Here is an 18,910-nt window from a genome sequence, read left to right as displayed (position 1 = left end):
GCAGAATGCAGTCAGTGCCTATTCTCTCGACTGATTTCGTTCTGACACTGGTATCGGCCGTTCGTTTGCGTGTAATCTATGGGCAGCCGCGTCTCGGGGGAGTCGGGCGCAGACAGGGGCGCGTTGCCGCGACATGAGATAATCGACCCGGGTCGCTGCAGAGCAGCGTACTGCCCGGTTGTATCTCGGCATTGAGACTTGCCGGAGGGAAAAATGAGCGACAGAGTTGAACACATAACCATTGTTGGTGGCGGAACTGCCGGCTGGCTGACTGCCATGATCATCAGCACTTTTGTCAACACCTTCCGCGAAGGGCCGGCGGTCAAAGTCACTCTGATCGAATCTCCGAAAATTCCGACGGTTGGCGTCGGCGAGGCTACCGTGGCCGGAATGCCAATGTTGATGCAGCAGCTCGGCATCGATGAGGCAGAGCTGTTCCGGCGCTGCAACGCCTCCTTTAAGATCTCCGTGCGTTTCGGCGACTGGGCGGTTGATGATCACGGAAAACCCTTTGCGTTCTATCATCCCTTCAATTTCCCGAACTCTGTCGGTGGCTATTCCCCGGCGTACCATTTTAATAAGTTCGGTCCTTACGGTGCAGATCCCGCAATCACCGACAATATGACCGCCAACTCCGCATTAATTCACGCCCGCAAGGGCCCACGCGCCCTGAACGGTGAAAACTATGAAAAGTCTATTGGTTACGCCTACCATCTAGACGCTGGCCTGTTCGGTGAGTTCATGCGGGATGTTGCGCTGTCCCGGGGCATAGAACACATTCGGGACGATGTCATCGAGGTGTTCCAGGATGAGACCGGCGCGATCTCAGGACTGCAGCTCGAACAGGGCGGACACCGACCGGTCGAGTTCGTAATCGACTGCACTGGCTTCAAGAGCATGATCATGAAAGAGGTGCTTAAGGAACCCTTCATTCCATACGGTGATTTTCTGCTCAACGACCGCGCGATTCCTGTTCAGCTGCCGCACCGGGACCCAACGAAGATCGAACCCTGTACCCGCTCGACCGCCTTGGGCGCCGGCTGGGTTTGGCGCGTGCCCCTCTACAGCCGGGTCGGAACGGGCTACGTCTTCTCGAGCGCGTTTAGAAGCGACGACGAAGCCCGGGACGAATTCTTCCAGCACCTCAGAGCGGTCGGCGATCTGCCGATGGACGCACCTGACCCCGATGTAAGGGTCATCAAGATGCGGATCGGCCATACGCAGCGTTTCTGGGTTAAGAACTGTGTTGCAATCGGCCTCTCCAACGGCTTTATCGAACCCCTGGAAGCCACGGCAATCTACACAGTCGAGATGGCCGCGCGTTGGCTGGTCGGGCACTTTCCGGACAAAAAGGGCAGTCCCGCACTGGCAAACCGCTACAACCAGCTAATGACCGGTCTCTATGAAGAGATCCGGGAATTTATCCTGACGCACTACTACACTTCGAACCGCCCCGACCCCTTCTGGAAGTCGGCGCGCGAGGACTGCCGCCTGCCCGACTCTCTACGCGAAAAGTTCGAGCTCTGGAAAACCCGTTTTCCAGAGACTTTCGACACCCAAGATTACATGCTGTTCAACTACTGGAATTTTATCTTTGCGCTCCACCCAAAGGGCTTTTTCAGGGACATACACTTTCCGTTGGAAGGTTCGGTCCGGCATGAACATTGGCAGGCCTTTGGGCGCAGGCTTGAAGAACGCAAGGCCGAGCTTCTCCGGACCATGCCAGATCATTATCAACTGCTGGCGAATATCCGGGGCGACCAGCCCATAACACCGACGATTGATACGGGCAGTGTCTCGAAACCAGTCTTCGAGAGCAGAACTTCCGTGCGCCCGACAATCCCTCTGCCGACCGCTTGACCACAGGTCGCTTGGGTGAATGACGTTTCTACACTCGATTACATTTCGTTTGCGTGGTTTCTGTTCTGCTGGTTCGGCTACGCGTTTTACGTTGAGTACGGTCCGCAGAAAACCAAAGGCATGTATCACGCGCTGAGCACCTATCGGCGTCGCTGGATGTTCGAAATGCTCAAGCGTGAAAATCGAATACTCGATTCCACGCTAATGGGAAATCTGCTCAACGCCGCTGTTTTCTTCGCTTCAACCTCAATCTTCGTGGTCGGTGGATTAATCGCGGTACTCGGCGCCACCGACCAGGTTACAGCCCTGCTCGACGAACTCCCAGTCGATGTCGGTACGACACGTTGGATCTGGGAAGCCAAGATCCTCATCCTGGTAACGATCTTCATCTATGGATTCTTCAAGTTTGCCTGGTCGGTCCGGCTGTTCAACTACTGCTCGATCCTGATCGGTGCCACGCCAATGACCCCGAAAAATGATCCTTCCGCCGGCGATGATCCGGAACGTCAGGAAACCGCTGAGAAAGCGGGACGGATCATCGATCTGGCAAGTCAGCACTTTCAGCGCGGTATGCGCGCCTATTTCTTTGGGCTGGCGGCGCTCGGCTGGCTCGTACATTCAACTGTCTTTATCGTGGCTTGCACCTGGGTTGTGCTGGTACTTTACCGCCGCGATTTTCACTCTCGGTCGCTCCGCGTGTTTCAGGGCGAATTGGACTAGGCTAAATCCGCGTCAGACGGTCCGCTCCAGGCGACCAGTCATGCCAATGAAACTACTCCAACCATATGACCTAGAACGGATCATCCAACTTCACTCTGGACTGGGCGGCAACGGCAACTAGACTTCCCGGTTCAGTCCGGCAGATCCAGAACCGGCGGATGACGATGAAGCGGATTTGATCATGACGACGTATGAAACTGAAACACGGATCGAAAGCGATTCGATGGGGGACATCGCTGTCCCGGCCGATCGCTATTGGGGGGCGCAAACGCAGCGGTCTTTGCAGAACTTCAAGATCGGTGGAGAAAAAATGCCATCCGCGCTGATCAAAGCTCTCGGCACGCAGAAACTCGCCGCAGCCAAAACCAATCTCGAGTTCGGCTTGCTGGACAACGAACTCGGCGCAGCCATCTGCAAGGCCGCAGAGGAAGTGGCCGCAGGTGAGTTGCTTGAGCAATTTCCGCTGGTGGTGTGGCAAACCGGTTCAGGCACACAGAGCAACATGAACGCCAATGAGGTGATCGCCGGTCGGGCCAATGAGATCCTGTCAGGCACACGCGGCGGCAAATCACCGGTCCACCCAAACGATCACTGCAACATGGGGCAGTCGTCCAACGACAGCTTTCCCACTGCTATGTCCATCGCCGGACTGCAACAGATCGCCGGTGAAACCCTGCCGGCTCTGGAGCGTCTGCACGCGGCTTTGGTCGCCAAGACAGAAGCTTTCGACGGTATCATCAAGATCGGCAGAACCCATCTGATGGACGCCACTCCCCTTACGTTGGGGCAGGAATTCTCCGGTTACGCCAAACAGATCGAATATGGGATCGCACGCATCAAAGGAACGCTTCCGCGCCTTGGACAGCTGGCACAAGGTGGGACTGCTGTGGGCACCGGCCTGAACTCAGTCGAGGGCTTCGCAGAGGTCTTTGCCGCTCAAGTCGCTGATATCACCGGTCTGCCCTTCACCAGCGCCGAAAATAAATTCGAAGCCCTAGCCGCTCACGATGCGATTGTCGAGACCTCCGGTGCACTGAATGTTCTGGCCGCGTCCCTGATGAAGATTGCGCACGACATCCGAATGCTCGGTTCGGGTCCGCGCTGCGGTCTGGGCGAACTGCTGTTACCAGCCAACGAGCCGGGCTCATCGATCATGCCAGGTAAGGTCAACCCTACCCAGGCTGAGGCCATGACCATGGTCTGTACACAGGTTATGGGCAATCACGTCACCATCACAATTGCCGGCTCGAACGGCCACTTCGAGCTCAACGTCTTCAAACCCGTGCTGATCTATAATCTGCTGCAATCGGCAAAACTTATCGGCGACGCCTGCGACAGCTTCAGGAGCAATTGCATCGATGGCTTGGAGGCAAACGAAGAACGGATTTCAGAGCTGATGCACCAATCCCTCATGCTCGTCACAGCCCTGAACCCGCATATCGGCTACGACAACGCCGCCAAAGTGGCCAAGAAAGCCTATCACGACAATTCGAGCCTGAAAGAAGCAGCCGCGGCGTTGGATCTTTTGAGCCCTGAAGATTTTGAGCGTTTCGTAAAACCGGAAGAGATGATCGGTCCGGGGCCGAAGAACTGAACTATGGGACCGGAACTGAAAAAACGTTCTGTCATCATCGCCGGCCATCGCACCAGCCTAAGCTTGGAAGATGCCTTTTGGCAGGTTCTGAAAACGCTGGCCAGCGAACGCAGTATCTCGATCAACGCCTTGATTGAAGAGATCGACGAGACCAGGAGCGGGAATCTTTCCAGCGCCGTCAGAACTTATATTCTCAAACAGGCTCTATTGCGACAGCCTGAAAGCGAGTAATCGAGTCGGACCTATCTCGCCAAGTCCTTCAGCAACCCACGGAGCACGTCTTCCGGTTTAACCTTCTGCGACGAAGATGAGCTGGATCCCGATGAAGATGATGACCCCGATGTGCCGGACTTTTTCTTTCGCTTAAAGGCTTCGCCACCGACCTTCACGTTCGGTTCATCCAAGGGCCCGTTGACCTCAGCAATAACATAGGGGTCTCGCTGGTTAGTATCCTGGCTGCGAAAGAGATCGCTACGCGACGCCAGGAGCCAAGCAGGCAAGTTGGCCGTTCCCGCCGTGAAAATTGATGCATCACGACCGTCGATCCGCGTGTCGGTAGTCTCGACGACGCCCTGTTTGACGTTGAAGGTTCCGCTTAACTTTGCAGGCGCACCCGCAAAGGCACTGAACAGGGCCGTCGTCGCATCACTGACACCTCTGATTTCCTTAACCTTGGTGCCCAGAATACCCAAAACCACGTTGCCGAGCTGTTCTTCTGCCTTAACGCGTGCGGTCAACGTCCCGCCGAGCTGTCCGTTTCCGCCTAATGAACGCACCAACTCCGCCTCACTCGACCCGCGAGTCTGGAGTGAAGCCGATAGGTCCAGCGCACCGGTAATACGGTCGGAATCAGCGAGGTCGCGCACAAGCCGTCCGGCGTTTAAGCCAGTCGCATTGACGGCGAAATCCACGACTGCCGCATCGCGCCCATCGATAGTGCCGCTCGCCTGCAAAGATCCGCCATAGACGCCCGCTTCGAAGCGGCGAACTGAGAGCAGACCACCATTCAGGGTCGCTTCCAAGAGCGTCTTATCGAGGCGAAGATCATCAATAACGATCGCCTTGGAGCGCACCAGGATTTCCCCATCCACTTCGGCAAACCCCGAAAGATCGATGGTATCGCGTGACCAACGACGATGAACGCCAGAGAGGTCGGGTGTCCCAGTATTTCTCGAGGTCGCACCTACGTCAGACCCTGAGTCCCTCCCTTTGGACCGTGACGTTCGACGCTGCGCCTTGTCGGACCGCCGGTCCGCTGCATCGGATTTCAGATCCTTCGTCCGGATTTCATCCGTAGTCAGATCGACATTCAGCTGCGGCACGTTGCCCGAGAAATCCGCCGCAACCAAACCTTGAGCTTTTAAGGTACCGGCACGCAGATTGAGGTTGCGAAGGTTCACGGCTGTAGGTGATCCGGTCACCTGACTTACGAGCGAGAACGCACCTTGACCACCGCCAAAGCCGGAATCTGGTGCCAAGACGCGCAGCAAACCATTGAAGTCCGGGTGTTTCGCGTCAACCGATAGGTCAAAGGTCGGATCTAGACTCAGAGACTTGATTTGACCTGTAGCTGCAATCTGAGCACCCTGGACCGAAAGATTCCCGTCGACAGCGAGATTTTCCAGAGTGCCGATCAGCGTCGAATCCAGCGCAAAAGCGCCGAGACGCCCTAAATCATGTGCCGTCTTTCCGATAAGAGCTTCAAGACGCGACGGATCATTGACCTTCAACGCGACACGGCCATCGATGGAAGGTTCCCTGGCCAGATCGTCAATCCTGCCTGTCGCCTGGACGTTGGCACCGGACAGATCCGTGACGTTCAGGCTTCGCAGAACCATAGACGCCGCCTGCAGCGTGCCGTCCAGGTGCAGATCGCGAATTGACGCACCTTGATAGGTAAGGCTTCCGACCCTGAGATCGAGATTGGCGTCAAAGCGATCCAGGAAAGACAGGTCGAGCAGATCCTGTGTACCGGCTGCGGATATGTTGGTGGCGTTGCCCTGAGACTGCTCGCCCGACACCTTTGGCGTTCCCTGGGTCTGTTCTGAAGCCGGAGCCACGGCCTCACTGCGCGGCAGGTAAGCGTCCAGATCCAGACGATCGATTGCAAGACCGATACCCAGGCCGGGTCGCTCCCGCACAGCGACGCTGACTCCACCATTCACACGGGTGACATCCATCACCAGATCCATGTCGCTGAATGTCACCAATTCTGGCGTAGCGGTCAGGCGGCTGCTGAAAGTCGTTTTTCGCAAGCGATCTGCAGGAAATGCACCGGCATCAACGCCGAGCCATTGCAGCACCCCGCGTAGATTATCTGCAGCTCCATCGATCCGCCCATCAAAGCTCGGCGTTCCCTGCGGCGTCGAAAGGATGCCCGATACAGCAATGTCCGACCCGCCTGGCAAGAGTGCTGCTGCCTCGGCAATCACCAACCGGCCATCGGTCACATCAGCACTGAAGAGCATCTGCCGCAAGACCTGCTGACGATATATTGCCGCGTCCACAACCACCTGGATGGATGCCTCAAAATCGTCCGGAATGCTGAAACTGCGGTCCTGCCCGCCTGTGCTCCGGGCTTCTGAATTCTGTGGATCTACGACCCGAGATTCCCCTTCGCCGACCGCTGTCTCTTCGTTCCCGCTCCCTGTCTCTGGCTCCGAAGAAGCGAGCAATGCATCCATGTCCAACCGGGATGCATTCAAGGTAACGCGTGCACTGCGCGGAGACTGATGCTGGATCTCCACTTCACCGACAATCTCTGCATCCGCGAGCGCCATCACAATGTCGCTGGCAAGCACACGCTCCATATCCGCCGACAACTCGGCTTCCAATCGAAAAGCTTTGGCGAGCGGCGCAGGCGCTGATGAAGTCAGGGAGAACCCGGTCAAGCTCGCCGCCAGATTTGACCCTGAAATTTTTGTCTTCCCACGCAGAGAAACGCCTTCGACATGGCGAGAGACCGTGCCCGAAAACTGTGCCTTCGCCTCTAGACGCGGCAGCAACAGCGTTGCGCTGAGCTGCGTTGCGCCTTCGTCAACCCAACGACCGGTGGCGGTGTCAAATTCTATGTCATGGCCGCGAAACCGGGCCTGCCCCTGAACCGAGAAGGGACCGGCGAGGGATTCGGCAACAACGTCGGCATCCAGGTTATCAAAACGTTCCTCAACGCCCTTGGCGGTGTCACGATAAAGAATCGTCGCCCCGCGCAGCGATAATCTGTCGATGCGGAGCTTATCGTCTGATCCCGACGCCGCGCCGGGTTGTGTTCCGGTCTCTCTCTGTGACGGCCGGGGATCGGCAGTCGCTGCATCTTTTCCGGCCGCACCTTGGCTCAAGGCACCGAAGGTCCAGTTGTTGCGGCCGTCCGCATAGACCTCAAGAAGCACCTTGGGTTCGATTAGAGAAACGCTCTCGACCTGCAACTGCCCCTTAAGAAGCGGCCAGAAGGCAACACGAACCTGGAGTTGCTCGAAAGTCGCCATGTCTGCTTCGGAACCCTGATCGGCATTCGCGACACGGCCCCGTGAGGCGGTCAACTCCGGCGCGGGCACAATCTGCAGGCTGACGTCGCCGTCGATCGTTATGGCACGACCGGTTGCCGCCATGACCTGATCCGTGATCTGACTCTTGTAGCTATTCCAATCTACAAAGCCCGGACCGATCAAAACGGCGGCGATCACTAGCCCAAACAAGGCGACGATGCCAATTAAGGTTTTCTTCAAAGCCGGTCCTTTTACGCGGGACGGAGGTTTCCCAGGTGCCAACAGCCTTGGCACCGATCATCACATAGTACTCGACGCAAGATATAGTGAACCCGGGGCAGTGCTGCAATCGCCACCCACTGAAGTCGTGCTCTAGAGGAGCCAGAATAGAACGCTATGGTTAACAGACCTTTGGCCTGGTTTAACGAAACGCGATCCTGACCCAAAGGTCAAACCCCGGGGATACTGGGAGAAGACTCACGTCGTATCGGTCCACGTATGCTGACGTTCAGGATTCAGCAAGCCCAGCCGCATTCGACGTGCTTTCAGGGCGCACCACACAGCTGCTCATTGTTCCCGTGACGGACGACTGTGCGCCCAAACCAAAATTTCTCTGGAGCTTGATAGCGCCCTAAAGCGACGCGGCCGAGCGAGCGGCCTGATCGTAGAGGCCCGAAAGGGCGCGTAGAACATCGGCGACCTGCCCAACCTGCTGATTGAACTCGGCATCGGTGCCCTTGCCGAACGCCCCGATGGACTTGACCAGGCAGTCCTCGCGGATCTGCCGGTATCGCTCGCAGGCATCACGGCCGTCCTCGGTCATGCCGTAGGAGATTTCCTTGCCACTGCGCGTGCTGCCCACCAGACCGAGACGGATCAGCTTTTTCAGGGCGTAGGACACCGTATGGGTATCCTCCACGTTCAGAATAAAGCAGAGATCAGCAAGCTTCTTGTCCCGAGCCCGGTGATTGACGGAGTGCAGTACTTCAATATCCAGGCTGTTCAGATCGCCGTAACCGGCGGCGCTCATACAACGAACGATCCATCGGTTGAAGGCGTTTGACGCGATGATCAGTCCAAACTCGAATTCACTGAGTTCAGTTGCCTTCTCCGACACCAGATGCGCGGAGGCGACAAAGCTGCGCCGTGAATCTGTATCGCCGGTCATCTCATCCTCCAACTGTGAGCCGCTGGGCAGAACCGCTTATGCATCGGCTGCGCCGTAACCGCCGCCACCTGGCGTTTCGATTACAAAGCGATCGCCCGGCGTCATTTCGACCGAGTCGGTCCCGGACAGGGGCACCACCGTGCCGTCCGTCCGCTCGACCCAGTTCTTTCCGAGCGCCCCGCTCCCCCCACCCGACAGGCCAAAAGGGGCAACCTTGCGGTGATTGGACAGCATGGCCGCTGTCATAGCTTCTCGGAACACGATTTCCCGCCGAGCTCCGTCGCCGCCGTGATGCCTGCCCGCGCCACCAGAACCAGGGCGAACTTCGAAACGCTCCAAGAGCACTGGAAAGCGCCATTCCAAGATTTCCGGATCGGTCAGCCGGGAGTTTGTCATATGGGTATGGATGGCATCGGTTCCGTCGAAATCGGCGCCGGCGCCAGATCCGCCGCAGATGGTTTCGTAATATTGATGTTCTTCGTTGCCGAAGGTGAAGTTGTTCATGGTGCCCTGTGCCGACGCCAAAACGCCGAGGGCGCCATAAAGTGTATCGGTGATCACCTGACTGGTCTCCACATTGCCCGCCACGACAGCGGCGGGATATTCTGGCTTCAACATGGAGCCATCGGGAATGCGAATGTCCAACGGCTTCAAACAGCCCTCGTTCATGGGGATCTCATCGTCGACCAAAGTCCGGAAGACATAGAGCACCGCAGCCCGGCAGACTGATGAAGGCGCGTTGAAGTTGCTTTCCAACTGAGGCGAAGTGCCGTCAAAATCGATCACGGCACGGCGGGCCGCCTTATCAATCTTGATGGCGACCGAAACCTGTGCACCGTTATCCATGTCGTACGTGAAGCTGCCATCCGCCAGAACGTCCAACACGCGGCGCACCTGCTCTTCCGCATTGTCCTGAACATGGCCCATATAGGCGTGCACCACCTCCAGACTGAAGTGCGCGACCATCCGGCGCAGCTCCTGAACACCCTTTTCATTGGCGGCAATCTGAGCCTTGAGATCGGCGATGTTCTGTTTCGGATTGCGCGCAGGATAAGTTCCGGAGGCCAGCAGATCCCTGGTTTCGGTTTCCCGGAAACGGCCCTGCTCGACCATCATGAAGTTATCGATCAAAACGCCTTCCTCTTCGACCGTACGGCTGTTTGGCGGCATGGAACCCGGCGAAATACCGCCGATATCGGCGTGGTGGCCGCGACTGGCGACGAAGAAGAGTATGTTCTCACCGGAGGGATCAAACACCGGAGTAATGACGGTGATATCCGGCAGGTGGGTGCCGCCGTTATAAGGTGCGTTCAGAACGTAAACGTCGCCTGGCGACATTGTCCCGTCGCGCTCGCGGATAATGGTGCGGATGGATTCGCTCATTGAGCCCAGATGCACCGGCATATGAGGCGCATTGGCAACGAGATTGCCCTCTGGGTCGAAGATTGCGCAGGAAAAGTCCAAACGTTCCTTGATATTCACTGAGTAAGAGGTGTTTTCCAGGGTCGAGCCCATCTGTTCGGCAATCGACATGAAAAGATTGTTGAAGATCTCGAGCATGACCGGATCGACATCGGTTCCGACCGCAACAGCTCGTTCGAGCGGTACGACCCGATCTAAGACCAAATGATCTCGCGGACTCAATACGGCCTGCCAGCCAGGCTCAACCACGGTGGTCGAGGTGGGTTCGATCACAATGGCCGGCCCATCAACAAGATCCCCGGCCTGAAGCGCTTCGCGTTCGAAAACCGGTGCATCGTGCCAGGCACCGCCAGCATAGATCCGGACCTGCGCGGTTGCCCTTGGCGGCTCGCTCCGCGTCGAGACCGCAAGATGCTTGTCCTCAATACTGTCCGTGGTTCCCACGGCCTCGACCGAGATTGCCTCGACGATATGATCCTTGTCGGTAACGAAACCATAACGCTGGCGATGCGCCTGCTCGAAACCTTCGATAATTTGGGCGCGGTCTCCAAAATCGACGATTAATGAGGAGTCGGTCCCTGCGTAGCGCAGATGGACCTTGCGCAAGACGTGAATACGATCGGCGCCAATGCCTTGAGCGCTCAGTTCCTCGACAGCCTCACCCGCAAGCTCATCGAGAACCGAAGCAATCTCACTGACGACCTTGTCGTTCAGGCTTCCCTCCACAGCTTGCTCCCGCAAAGCGCGGAGATCGGCAAGCCCCATGCCGTAGGCTGAGAGCACACCGGCGAAGGGATGCAAAAAGATCTTGGTCATGCCAAGAGTGTCAGCGATCTCGCAGGCATGTTGACCGCCGGCCCCGCCGAAGCTGCAGAGCGTGTATTCAGTGACGTCATATCCGCGTTGAGTCGAAATCTCCTTGATGGCGTTGGCCATGTTCTCGATAGCGATGCGCCGGAAACCTTCGGCCACGTCCTCCGGACTGCGCCGATCGCCGGTCGCCTCGTGGATCTCGTTTGCCAGGCCGGTAAACTTTTCCCGCACGGCATCGCCGTCCAGGGGCTGGTCTGCGTCCGGGCCGAAAACTTTCGGGAAGAATTCAGGAACCACCCTGCCCAGCATGACATTGCTGTCGGTCACGGACAGAGGGCCGCCCCGGCGATAACAGGTCGGTCCAGGATTGGCACCGGCTGAATCAGGGCCGACCCGATAGCGGGCGCCATCAAAATGGAGGATCGAGCCGCCCCCTGCAGCAACCGTGTGGATCTGCATCATCGGTGCACGCATCCGGATCCCGGCTACCTGTGTTTCGAAGGCCCGCTCGTACTCGCCGTTATAGTGCGCCACGTCGGTCGAGGTTCCACCCATATCGAAGGTGATGATCTTATCCAGTCCGCCCATCGCCGCCGTCTGAACTGCGCCGACGATGCCGCCGGCAGGCCCTGAAAGGATCGAATCCTTACCCTGAAACAGTTTGGCGTCCGTAAGGCCGCCATTCGACTGCATGAACATCAGGCGTGCATTGCCAAGCTGGGCTGCGACTTGATCGACATAGCGCCGCAGGATTGGCGAAAGATAGGCATCGACCACCGTGGTATCGCCTCGCGACACCAATTTCATAAGAGGTGAGACCTGATGGCTGACCGAGATCTGTGGAAAGCCGATCTCCGAGGCCAACCGGGCGAGCTGGCGTTCGTGATCGTGATAGCGATAGCCGTGCATGAGCACAATCGCGGCGGAGCGAAAGCCGGCATCAAACGCGGCCTGAAGATCGCCACGCGCTTTTTCCAGGTTCAAAGGCTGCAGGACCTCGCCTTCAGCACTTATCCGTTCCTCGATCTCGACCACCTGCTCATAAAGCCGTTCTGGCCGCTCAAGCTTGCGGGAGAAGAGCTGCGGGCGGTTTTGATAGGCAATCAGCAAGGCATCCCGGAAACCATTTGTAACCACAAGGAGCGTCCGCTCTCCTTTGCGCTCGAGCAAGGCATTGGTAGCCACCGTGGTTCCCATCTTCACCGCCTCGACTGCTGCGGTTGGAATGGCGTCTTCCGGCGCCACATCCAAAAGGTCGCGGATACCCTGGATAGCAGCATCCTTGTACTGTTCTGGGTTTTCAGAGAGCAGCTTGTGGGTCACCAGAGATCCATTCGGTCGGCGCGCAACCAGGTCCGTAAAGGTGCCGCCACGATCGATCCAGAACTGCCATTCTCCAGTTTGTTCGACCTGATCCGAGGTTGATACGTCCGACATAGCTGCTGCTTTCGCCTTAATTATGGTAATTTTGATTTTATAAACAATTTATCGATAAAATGTCAACATAATGGAAAATTAACCCAAATGCCATAGTCATCACTTAAAATTGCCTTTATCAGATCACACATGCATGACAGCGTTTGCCTATGAAACGGAGTGTCTTTTCAAGTGTTGCCCGTATCGTCCGGCGTCTGGGTCTCACAGTTGTTCTGCTATTGGCAGGCCCACTGATGGCGGCAGTCAGCGGCCAGGCCAACGTTTCAAGAAATTGGGCGGAAGCAAGCCGGGAGAGCGCAGGAATTGCCCCCGACCCGGCAGTCGTACGTGAGCCGGTCGTCCAGATCTACGGCGCGCGCGCCTTCGGTTGGCGTGGCGCCTTTGCAGTCCATACCTGGATCTCGGTCAAGCGGCAGAACGCAAGTCATTTCTCGACTTACGAAGTCATCGGCTGGCGTTTTTGGGGCGGGCGCTCGCCGCTGGTACGACGCGACGGTCAGCCGGACCGGCGCTGGTTTGGATCTTTGCCGGAAATCTATGTCGACTTGCGGGGACCGGAGGTCGAGGCAGTAATCGATAAAATCGAATCAGAGATCCGGAACTATCCGTACAAGGATGCCTACAAGACCTGGCCAGGCCCTAATTCCAATACCTTCACGGCGACAATTGCGAGAGCCGTTCCAGAACTTCGCCTGGATCTGCCACCTACTGCAGTCGGCAAGGACTACCTGGGCGTCACCACATTGGCTGCCAAATCTCCGAGCGGGACCGGCGTGCAGGTCTCTGCATTGGGACTCCTTAGCGTGATGGCGGGTATTGAAGAAGGTCTTGAGGTCAGTGTTTTGGGGCTGGCCTTTGGTGTCGATCCGTTGGATCTGGCGATCAAATTGCCGGGAATTGGACGAATCGGCGTCGTTGACCCGCCGCAACGGCGTCTCCCACAATAGGCCCGCCCGTTTTGCGCGCAGTTGAGACTGCCTGTTCGCGAGAGACTTGCCCGGAACTTCATCCCATGGAATAACTCAACATGCAGATCCTAGAGCAAGATCGCTCTTGACGGTTCCGATTGAATGCGTGAATCGCCCGTTAACAATAAATACGTGAAGCAGTTTCGCGATTTTCACCGTTTCGTCGAAAATCGATCAGACTCTGCGTATAGCCCCGCTACCCTTGATTACCGGCAGCAGTTCGTTACAACGGCCCCTCCAGACAAATGGCTTCGCGTCAAGGTCTGTAACACCACCCAACACATGGAAGAGACGGACCTGAAGAGACCGAGATGAGCATTTGGGGCAAAATTCTTGGCGGCGCCGCCGGCTTGGCTCTAGGCGGGCCCCTTGGTGCATTGATCGGTGCTGTTGCCGGGCACGCAGTGGACAAACTGCGTGAGGCACCTGCGGACGAGCATGCGGGTGACGCGACAAAGCAGATCGCCTTCACCATCGGCGTGATCGTGTTAGGCGCCAAGATGGCTAAGGCCGACGGTGTCGTGACCCGCGACGAGGTCACCGCCTTCAAGCAGGTTTTCCGCATCCCGCCGGACGAGGTCAAGAATGTTGGACGACTGTTCGATCAGGCACGCAAGGATTCGGAGGGTTTCGAGCCCTACGCGAAACAGATCGCGCGCATGTTCAAGAACAACCCGGCCGTTCTCGAAGAACTGCTCCGGGGACTATTCCATATCGCGCGCGCCGACGGCAAAGTTACAGATGACGAGCTGCTCTTCCTGGGCAATGTGGCACAGATCTTCGGCTTTTCAGAAAAGCAGTGGGAGCGGATTTACGGAGAAAACGTCAGTCCCTCCAGCGCCGACCCTTATCAGCTTCTTGGCGTCAGCCGTGATGACAGCAACGAGGACATCAAGTCCGCCCACCGAAAGCTGGTACTGGAAAACCATCCGGATCGTCTGATCGCACAAGGCATGCCGCAGGAATTCGTCGATCTGGCAAACGAAAAGCTCGCCAATATCAATGCGGCCTACGATCAGATCCGCAAGCTGCGCGAAATCAACTGACAGCGCTTCGGATTAAAGACGATGGCCCCGCCCGCTCCGCTGCTCGCTCTTCATGACGCCAAAGTTTCCTTCGGCCAGCGCCCGCTGTTCGAGGCACTTTCGATGGGCCTGTCGCGCGGCGAGCGCGCCTGCCTGGTTGGGCGTAACGGCAGTGGAAAATCAACGCTTCTAAAGGTTCTCGCCGGTGTCCAGGAACTTGATGGCGGTAGCCGTTTTCTGCAACCGGGTGCTGCCGTCGCCTATCTGCCCCAGGATCCGCGTTTCGAGCCGGGCGGCAGTGTCGCCGATCATGTCGCCGCCGGACTCGGTGAAGACCATAAGGATGATCCGAATGCGCGGCATCAGGTTGCGGCAATCCTGGCCAGAGTAGGTCTTGAAGGCGAACGCCCGCTTGCCGAGCTCTCGGGTGGTGAAGGACGACGTGCGGCCCTCGCCCGCGCCCTGATCAAGGATCCGGACGTCTTGCTGCTTGACGAACCGACCAACCATTTGGATCTGCCGACTATCGAGTGGATCGAAGGCGAGCTTGCCCGGTTCAATGGTGCGCTGCTGGTCATCAGTCATGACCGCGCCTTTTTGAACCGTTTGACAAGTAGCACTCTGTGGCTCGATCGCGGCCGCATTCAACGCTTGGACAAATCATTCGCGCACTTCGAGGAGTGGTCTGAAGAGGTTCTCGCGCGAGAATCACAGGAACAACACCGCCTTGACCGGCAAATCCACCGGGAGGAAAAATGGCTGCTGCGCGGCGTGACGGCGAGGCGCAAGCGCAATCAGGGGCGTCTGGCGCGGTTGCAGGACCTTCGCGCGAAACGCCGTGAATGGCTGAACGCACCCGGCACGGCCAAGCTCGCGGTTGATACGGCCGAAGGCGGCGGTGACGTTGTGATCGAGGCCAAGGAGATTTCAAAGGCCTACGCCACTGATGTGAACCCGGCCAAAGCCGTCATCGAAAACTTTTCGACCCGAATCAAACGCGGTGAACGGATCGGCATCCTAGGCCCCAACGGCGCCGGCAAATCGACTTTGGTCAAGATGTTGATGGGAACTCTGGCGCCCGACAGTGGTTCCGTGAAGCTGGGCACCAATTTGAAACCCGTCTACTTCGATCAGCGGCGGGAAGCCTTGGATCCTGATACTACCTTGTGGCGGAGCCTCGCGCCGGATGGTGGTGATTCGATTATGGTACAGGGGGTTCAGCGCCATGTCGTGGGCTACCTACGGGATTTCTTGTTTGACGAAGGCCAGGCCCGTCAGCCGGTCAGAACCCTGTCTGGCGGCGAAAAGAACCGCCTGCTGCTGTCCCGCCTGTTCGCCAACCCCAGCAACTTGATCGTTCTGGACGAGCCGACCAACGATCTGGATATGGAGACCCTCGATCTCCTGCTCGATGTTCTCGACAACTACCGCGGCACTCTGCTGATCGTCAGTCACGACCGAGACTTTCTTGATCGTCTGGTTACCTCGATCATTGCGGTCGAGGGCGAAGGCGAGGTCCAGGAATACGCTGGCGGATATTCTGATTATCTAGCGAAACGAAAGGCACTCGGAGGGCCGGCCGCTGCCAATGATCAATCACGCAGGCAGGCTCAGATAAAACAGCAGAACCAACCGGCCCAGCCGCGAAGCAAGAGCGGCGCCAGAAAACTAAGCTATAAGGATCAGCGCGAGCTGGATGGTTTGCCCGCAAAGATCGAGGAAATCACCGCGCAAATGGCCGAGCTGGAAACTTCGCTTAACGACCCGTCGCTCTATGCCGGTGACCCCAAGGCCGTCTCGAAATTAGCTTCGGAGCTCGACGCCGCGAGAAATGAACTAAGTGCCTTGGAGGAAAGATGGCTGGAGCTGGAAGAGCGTCGCGAAGCTCTGACATCGACGCAAGCGTCAGGGTAATGTCAGGGACGATCGCCCCGCTGCATCTTGTCATCTTTCTGGTCGTGGCTCTGGTCTGGGGCCTGAACTTCGCGGTCGCGAAACTTGGTCTCGTGCAACTGCCGCCGCTTCTTTTCATGGGTCTGCGCTTTGCCTTGGTTGCGGCCATCCTCATTCCCTTCGTCAAGCCGCCTAGTGGACGCTGGTTGCAGGTTGTGGGTATCGCCGTCACTCTCGGTCTTTTGCATTTTGCCCTGATGTTCAGTGGATTGCGTGTGCTTGACGCCGCCACAGCCGCGATCGCAATCCAGCTTCAGGTACCCTTCGCCGCGCTGCTGGCAGCCGTCTTTTTCAAGGATAAGCTTGGCTGGCGCCGGGCTTTGGGGATGGCGATCGCGTTTGTCGGCGTGGCCCTCGTCGCAGGCGAACCGCGACTTGATGGTCAGTATCTGGCCCTATTCCTGGTGATCGCCGCCGCCTGTACCTGGTCCATCGCCAACGTGCAGATCAAATTTCTGACCGATGTCGACGGCTTTTCCCTCAATGCCTGGATGGCGCTCTTTGCCGCACCAATGCTGCTGATCGCCTCGCTCTTGTTCGAAGAGGGGCAGGTCGAGATCATATTGCAGATGAACTGGGTCTCGGTATTCGCCATCTTTTATCAGAGCCTACTGGTCGTGGTCTTCGGCTACGGCTGCTGGTATTGGCTACTGCGGCGCTATAGCTTTAATCAGGCCATGCCCTTCACACTGCTGGTTCCGGTGGTCGGTGTCTTTTCCGGCGTCCTGTTTCTCGACGAGAGTCTGACGCTGTACCTTATCGCGGGCGGCTGCTTGACCGTGATCGGAGTTGCGATCATCGTTCTGAGGCGCCCGAAGGTGGCTGCGCCCACCGCCGAGCGCCAGTAGAGATCAACCGTAAGAGACCGCGCCGTGAAGATCGTCGAACGCCCATCCCCCAATCACGATTCCCGCGACGGACAGGTGATCGACATCTTGCTGCTGCACTATACCGGGATGCCCAGCGGCGAAGTTGCCCTGGAAAAACTCTGCGACCCAAACGCGGAGCCGGGCCGCGTCAGCGCCCACTATTGCATTGACGAAGACGGATTGACTTACCGGCTGGTGCCCGAAGACCGGCGCGCCTGGCATGCCGGTGTTTCGTCTTGGGCCGGCGACAGCAACATCAACGCGCGCTCTATCGGCATAGAGCTGATCAATCCCGGACACGAATTCGGCTACCGTCCCTTTCCGGAACCACAAATGACGTCACTGATTGTTTTGGCGCAGGGCATCCTAACCCGGCACGGGATCACACCTGATCGCGTCCTGGGACATTCCGACGTCGCGCCCCTGCGCAAAGAGGATCCGGGCGAGCTCTTCGACTGGCGGCGCCTCGCCGCATCCGGCATCGGTGTTTGGCCGACGGATGAAACAGTTATCGGCGAAATGTCAGGCGATCTGCGGGACGCCGACGGCGACATGGCTCAGTTACAAAAGATGCTCCATGAGTACGGCTATGCGGTCCCGCTGGACGGTATACTCAACAATGAAACCCGCTTGGTTATCACCGCGTTTCAGCGTCATTTCCTGCCCGACCGGCTATCGGGCACCCCCGACGCCGCAACACAAGGGCAACTACGGCGGCTACTCGACGGGCGACGCCACTCCTCCGGCTCCGACGGATAATCCGCGAAGCTATTGACGCGAAGCGAGAGAGAGCCTAACTCTGAAGAGTGTCAGACGGTCGGATGGCCGCCCTTCGGTAAGCCGCGAACTCGTTTCGCCAAGCGGCCGGGTGGGAGGAAAGTCCGGGCTCCACGGAAATACGGTGCCGGGTAACGCCCGGCGGGGGCGACCCCAGGGAAAGTGCCACAGAAAGCAAACCACCTGCCGGAGTCCGACCGCTTATGGGATTTCATGGGACGATGTCATGGGATTTCATGGGACGGACCCGCAGGCAAGGGTGAAAGGGTGCGGTAAGAGCGCACCGCGCGCACGGCGACGTGGGCGGCAAGGTAAACCCCACCGGGAGCAAAACTAAGTAGGGACGGTAGGTGTTCACCGGTCAAACGGTGAGGATCAGGCGGATTTTCGCGTCGCCGTCCGGGTAAGTTGCGCGAGGCGTCCGGTAACGGGCGTCCCAGATGAATGGCCATCCATCCGCTGAAAGGCGGGGGACAGAACCCGGCTTACAGATCGTCTGACACCTACTAAAGTAAAGAGAACAGGGTCGATTTCAGCCGGCCACAACGGCCAGGATCGGCGCGTAAAGATCAGCGATTCCTTGGCACGGAATTGTCACTGTTGCTGTGGTTTCTACTGGAATTTTTCTTTCTCAGAACATAGAGTGAACACAATTAATCCACAATCTTAGTAGAAACTTCTGTCATCCGGTAAGTGAAGGCAAGTTTAAGGAGAAAAAACTACATTGCCATAGGCACAAAAACGGCTGTTAACCTCTTATTAACGCGCATAGTTTTACTTGTGTGCCATTGACACCCATCAGATCCCATGATATCCCAA

At 57.6% G+C, this 18,910-nt stretch carries 12 protein-coding genes and 1 other RNA gene; 10 read left to right on the top strand and 3 right to left on the bottom strand.

Annotated elements, in window-relative coordinates:
• The first annotated feature begins 213 nt into the window (after positions 1-213).
• From QMZ18_RS11915 to QMZ18_RS11900, 4 genes are all read left to right on the top strand, one after another.
• Positions 214-1,860 (top strand): tryptophan halogenase family protein, encoded by a 1,647-nt coding sequence (locus QMZ18_RS11915; protein WP_282606515.1) that lies wholly within the window; start codon positions 214-216, stop codon positions 1,858-1,860.
• 15 nt (positions 1,861-1,875) lie between these two features.
• Complete coding sequence (locus QMZ18_RS11910; RefSeq protein WP_282606514.1) at positions 1,876-2,580, top strand: DUF599 domain-containing protein; 705 nt, start codon at positions 1,876-1,878, stop codon at positions 2,578-2,580.
• Between the two features lie 181 nt (positions 2,581-2,761).
• Positions 2,762-4,174, top strand: a complete 1,413-nt coding sequence (gene fumC / locus QMZ18_RS11905; protein ID WP_282606513.1) for a class II fumarate hydratase — start codon at positions 2,762-2,764, stop codon at positions 4,172-4,174.
• A 3-nt stretch (positions 4,175-4,177) separates the two neighbouring features.
• On the top strand, positions 4,178-4,405 hold the full coding sequence (locus QMZ18_RS11900) for a ribbon-helix-helix domain-containing protein (RefSeq protein ID WP_282606512.1): 228 nt from the start codon (positions 4,178-4,180) through the stop codon (positions 4,403-4,405).
• Positions 4,406-4,416: 11 nt separating this feature from the next.
• Here QMZ18_RS11900 and QMZ18_RS11895 read toward each other — a convergent pair whose 3' ends face one another.
• The 3 genes from QMZ18_RS11895 to QMZ18_RS11885 form a co-directional block, all read right to left on the bottom strand.
• Positions 4,417-7,899 carry an AsmA family protein gene (locus QMZ18_RS11895; RefSeq protein ID WP_282606511.1) on the bottom strand — a complete coding sequence of 1,161 codons (3,483 nt, stop codon included), beginning with the start codon at positions 7,897-7,899 and terminating at the stop codon, positions 4,417-4,419.
• Positions 7,900-8,290: 391 nt separating this feature from the next.
• Positions 8,291-8,827, bottom strand: a complete 537-nt coding sequence (locus tag QMZ18_RS11890; RefSeq protein WP_282606510.1) for a winged helix DNA-binding protein — start codon at positions 8,825-8,827, stop codon at positions 8,291-8,293.
• A 36-nt stretch (positions 8,828-8,863) separates the two neighbouring features.
• On the bottom strand, positions 8,864-12,499 hold the full coding sequence (locus QMZ18_RS11885) for a hydantoinase B/oxoprolinase family protein (protein ID WP_282606509.1): 3,636 nt from the start codon (positions 12,497-12,499) through the stop codon (positions 8,864-8,866).
• Between the two features lie 149 nt (positions 12,500-12,648).
• Between QMZ18_RS11885 and QMZ18_RS11880 the strand changes: the two genes are divergently transcribed.
• From QMZ18_RS11880 to rnpB, 6 genes are all read left to right on the top strand, one after another.
• The gene (locus QMZ18_RS11880; protein WP_282606508.1) at positions 12,649-13,446 is read left to right on the top strand and encodes a DUF3750 domain-containing protein; all 798 of its coding nucleotides are present in this window, start codon (positions 12,649-12,651) and stop codon (positions 13,444-13,446) included.
• A gap of 332 nt (positions 13,447-13,778) precedes the next feature.
• Positions 13,779-14,513 (top strand): TerB family tellurite resistance protein, encoded by a 735-nt coding sequence (locus tag QMZ18_RS11875; RefSeq protein WP_282606507.1) that lies wholly within the window; start codon positions 13,779-13,781, stop codon positions 14,511-14,513.
• A gap of 21 nt (positions 14,514-14,534) precedes the next feature.
• On the top strand, positions 14,535-16,406 hold the full coding sequence (locus tag QMZ18_RS11870) for an ABC-F family ATP-binding cassette domain-containing protein (RefSeq protein ID WP_282606506.1): 1,872 nt from the start codon (positions 14,535-14,537) through the stop codon (positions 16,404-16,406).
• Positions 16,406-17,293: a DMT family transporter gene (locus QMZ18_RS11865; protein WP_282606505.1), complete on the top strand. Its 888-nt coding sequence runs from the start codon at positions 16,406-16,408 to the stop codon at positions 17,291-17,293. The genes QMZ18_RS11870 and QMZ18_RS11865 overlap by 1 nt, the downstream gene beginning before the upstream one ends.
• Before the next feature lie 24 nt (positions 17,294-17,317).
• Positions 17,318-18,073, top strand: a complete 756-nt coding sequence (locus QMZ18_RS11860) for an N-acetylmuramoyl-L-alanine amidase (protein ID WP_282606504.1) — start codon at positions 17,318-17,320, stop codon at positions 18,071-18,073.
• A 50-nt stretch (positions 18,074-18,123) separates the two neighbouring features.
• An RNA gene (gene rnpB / locus QMZ18_RS11855) (RNase P RNA component class A) lies at positions 18,124-18,595 on the top strand.
• Positions 18,596-18,910: the final 315 nt, after the last annotated feature.

The sequence above is a fragment of the Pelagibius sp. Alg239-R121 genome, assembly GCF_947331435.1.
Classification (GTDB): domain Bacteria; phylum Pseudomonadota; class Alphaproteobacteria; order Kiloniellales; family Kiloniellaceae; genus Denitrobaculum.
The sequence above is the reverse complement of the archived record's forward strand: the minus strand, read 5'-3'. Positions and strand labels throughout refer to the sequence as shown.

Bases quoted from the DNA above. Each gene is read 5' to 3' on its own strand.
- QMZ18_RS11915 (WP_282606515.1), top strand. From the start codon at position 214: ATGAGCGACAGAGTTGAACACATAACCATTGTTGGTGGCGGAACTGCC.
- fumC (WP_282606513.1), top strand. From the start codon at position 2,762: ATGACGACGTATGAAACTGAAACACGGATCGAAAGCGATTCGATGGGG.
- QMZ18_RS11900 (WP_282606512.1), top strand. From the start codon at position 4,178: ATGGGACCGGAACTGAAAAAACGTTCTGTCATCATCGCCGGCCATCGC.
- QMZ18_RS11890 (WP_282606510.1), bottom strand. From the start codon at position 8,827: ATGACCGGCGATACAGATTCACGGCGCAGCTTTGTCGCCTCCGCGCAT.
- QMZ18_RS11885 (WP_282606509.1), bottom strand. From the start codon at position 12,499: ATGTCGGACGTATCAACCTCGGATCAGGTCGAACAAACTGGAGAATGG.
- QMZ18_RS11880 (WP_282606508.1), top strand. From the start codon at position 12,649: ATGAAACGGAGTGTCTTTTCAAGTGTTGCCCGTATCGTCCGGCGTCTG.
- QMZ18_RS11875 (WP_282606507.1), top strand. From the start codon at position 13,779: ATGAGCATTTGGGGCAAAATTCTTGGCGGCGCCGCCGGCTTGGCTCTA.
- QMZ18_RS11870 (WP_282606506.1), top strand. From the start codon at position 14,535: ATGGCCCCGCCCGCTCCGCTGCTCGCTCTTCATGACGCCAAAGTTTCC.
- QMZ18_RS11865 (WP_282606505.1), top strand. From the start codon at position 16,406: ATGTCAGGGACGATCGCCCCGCTGCATCTTGTCATCTTTCTGGTCGTG.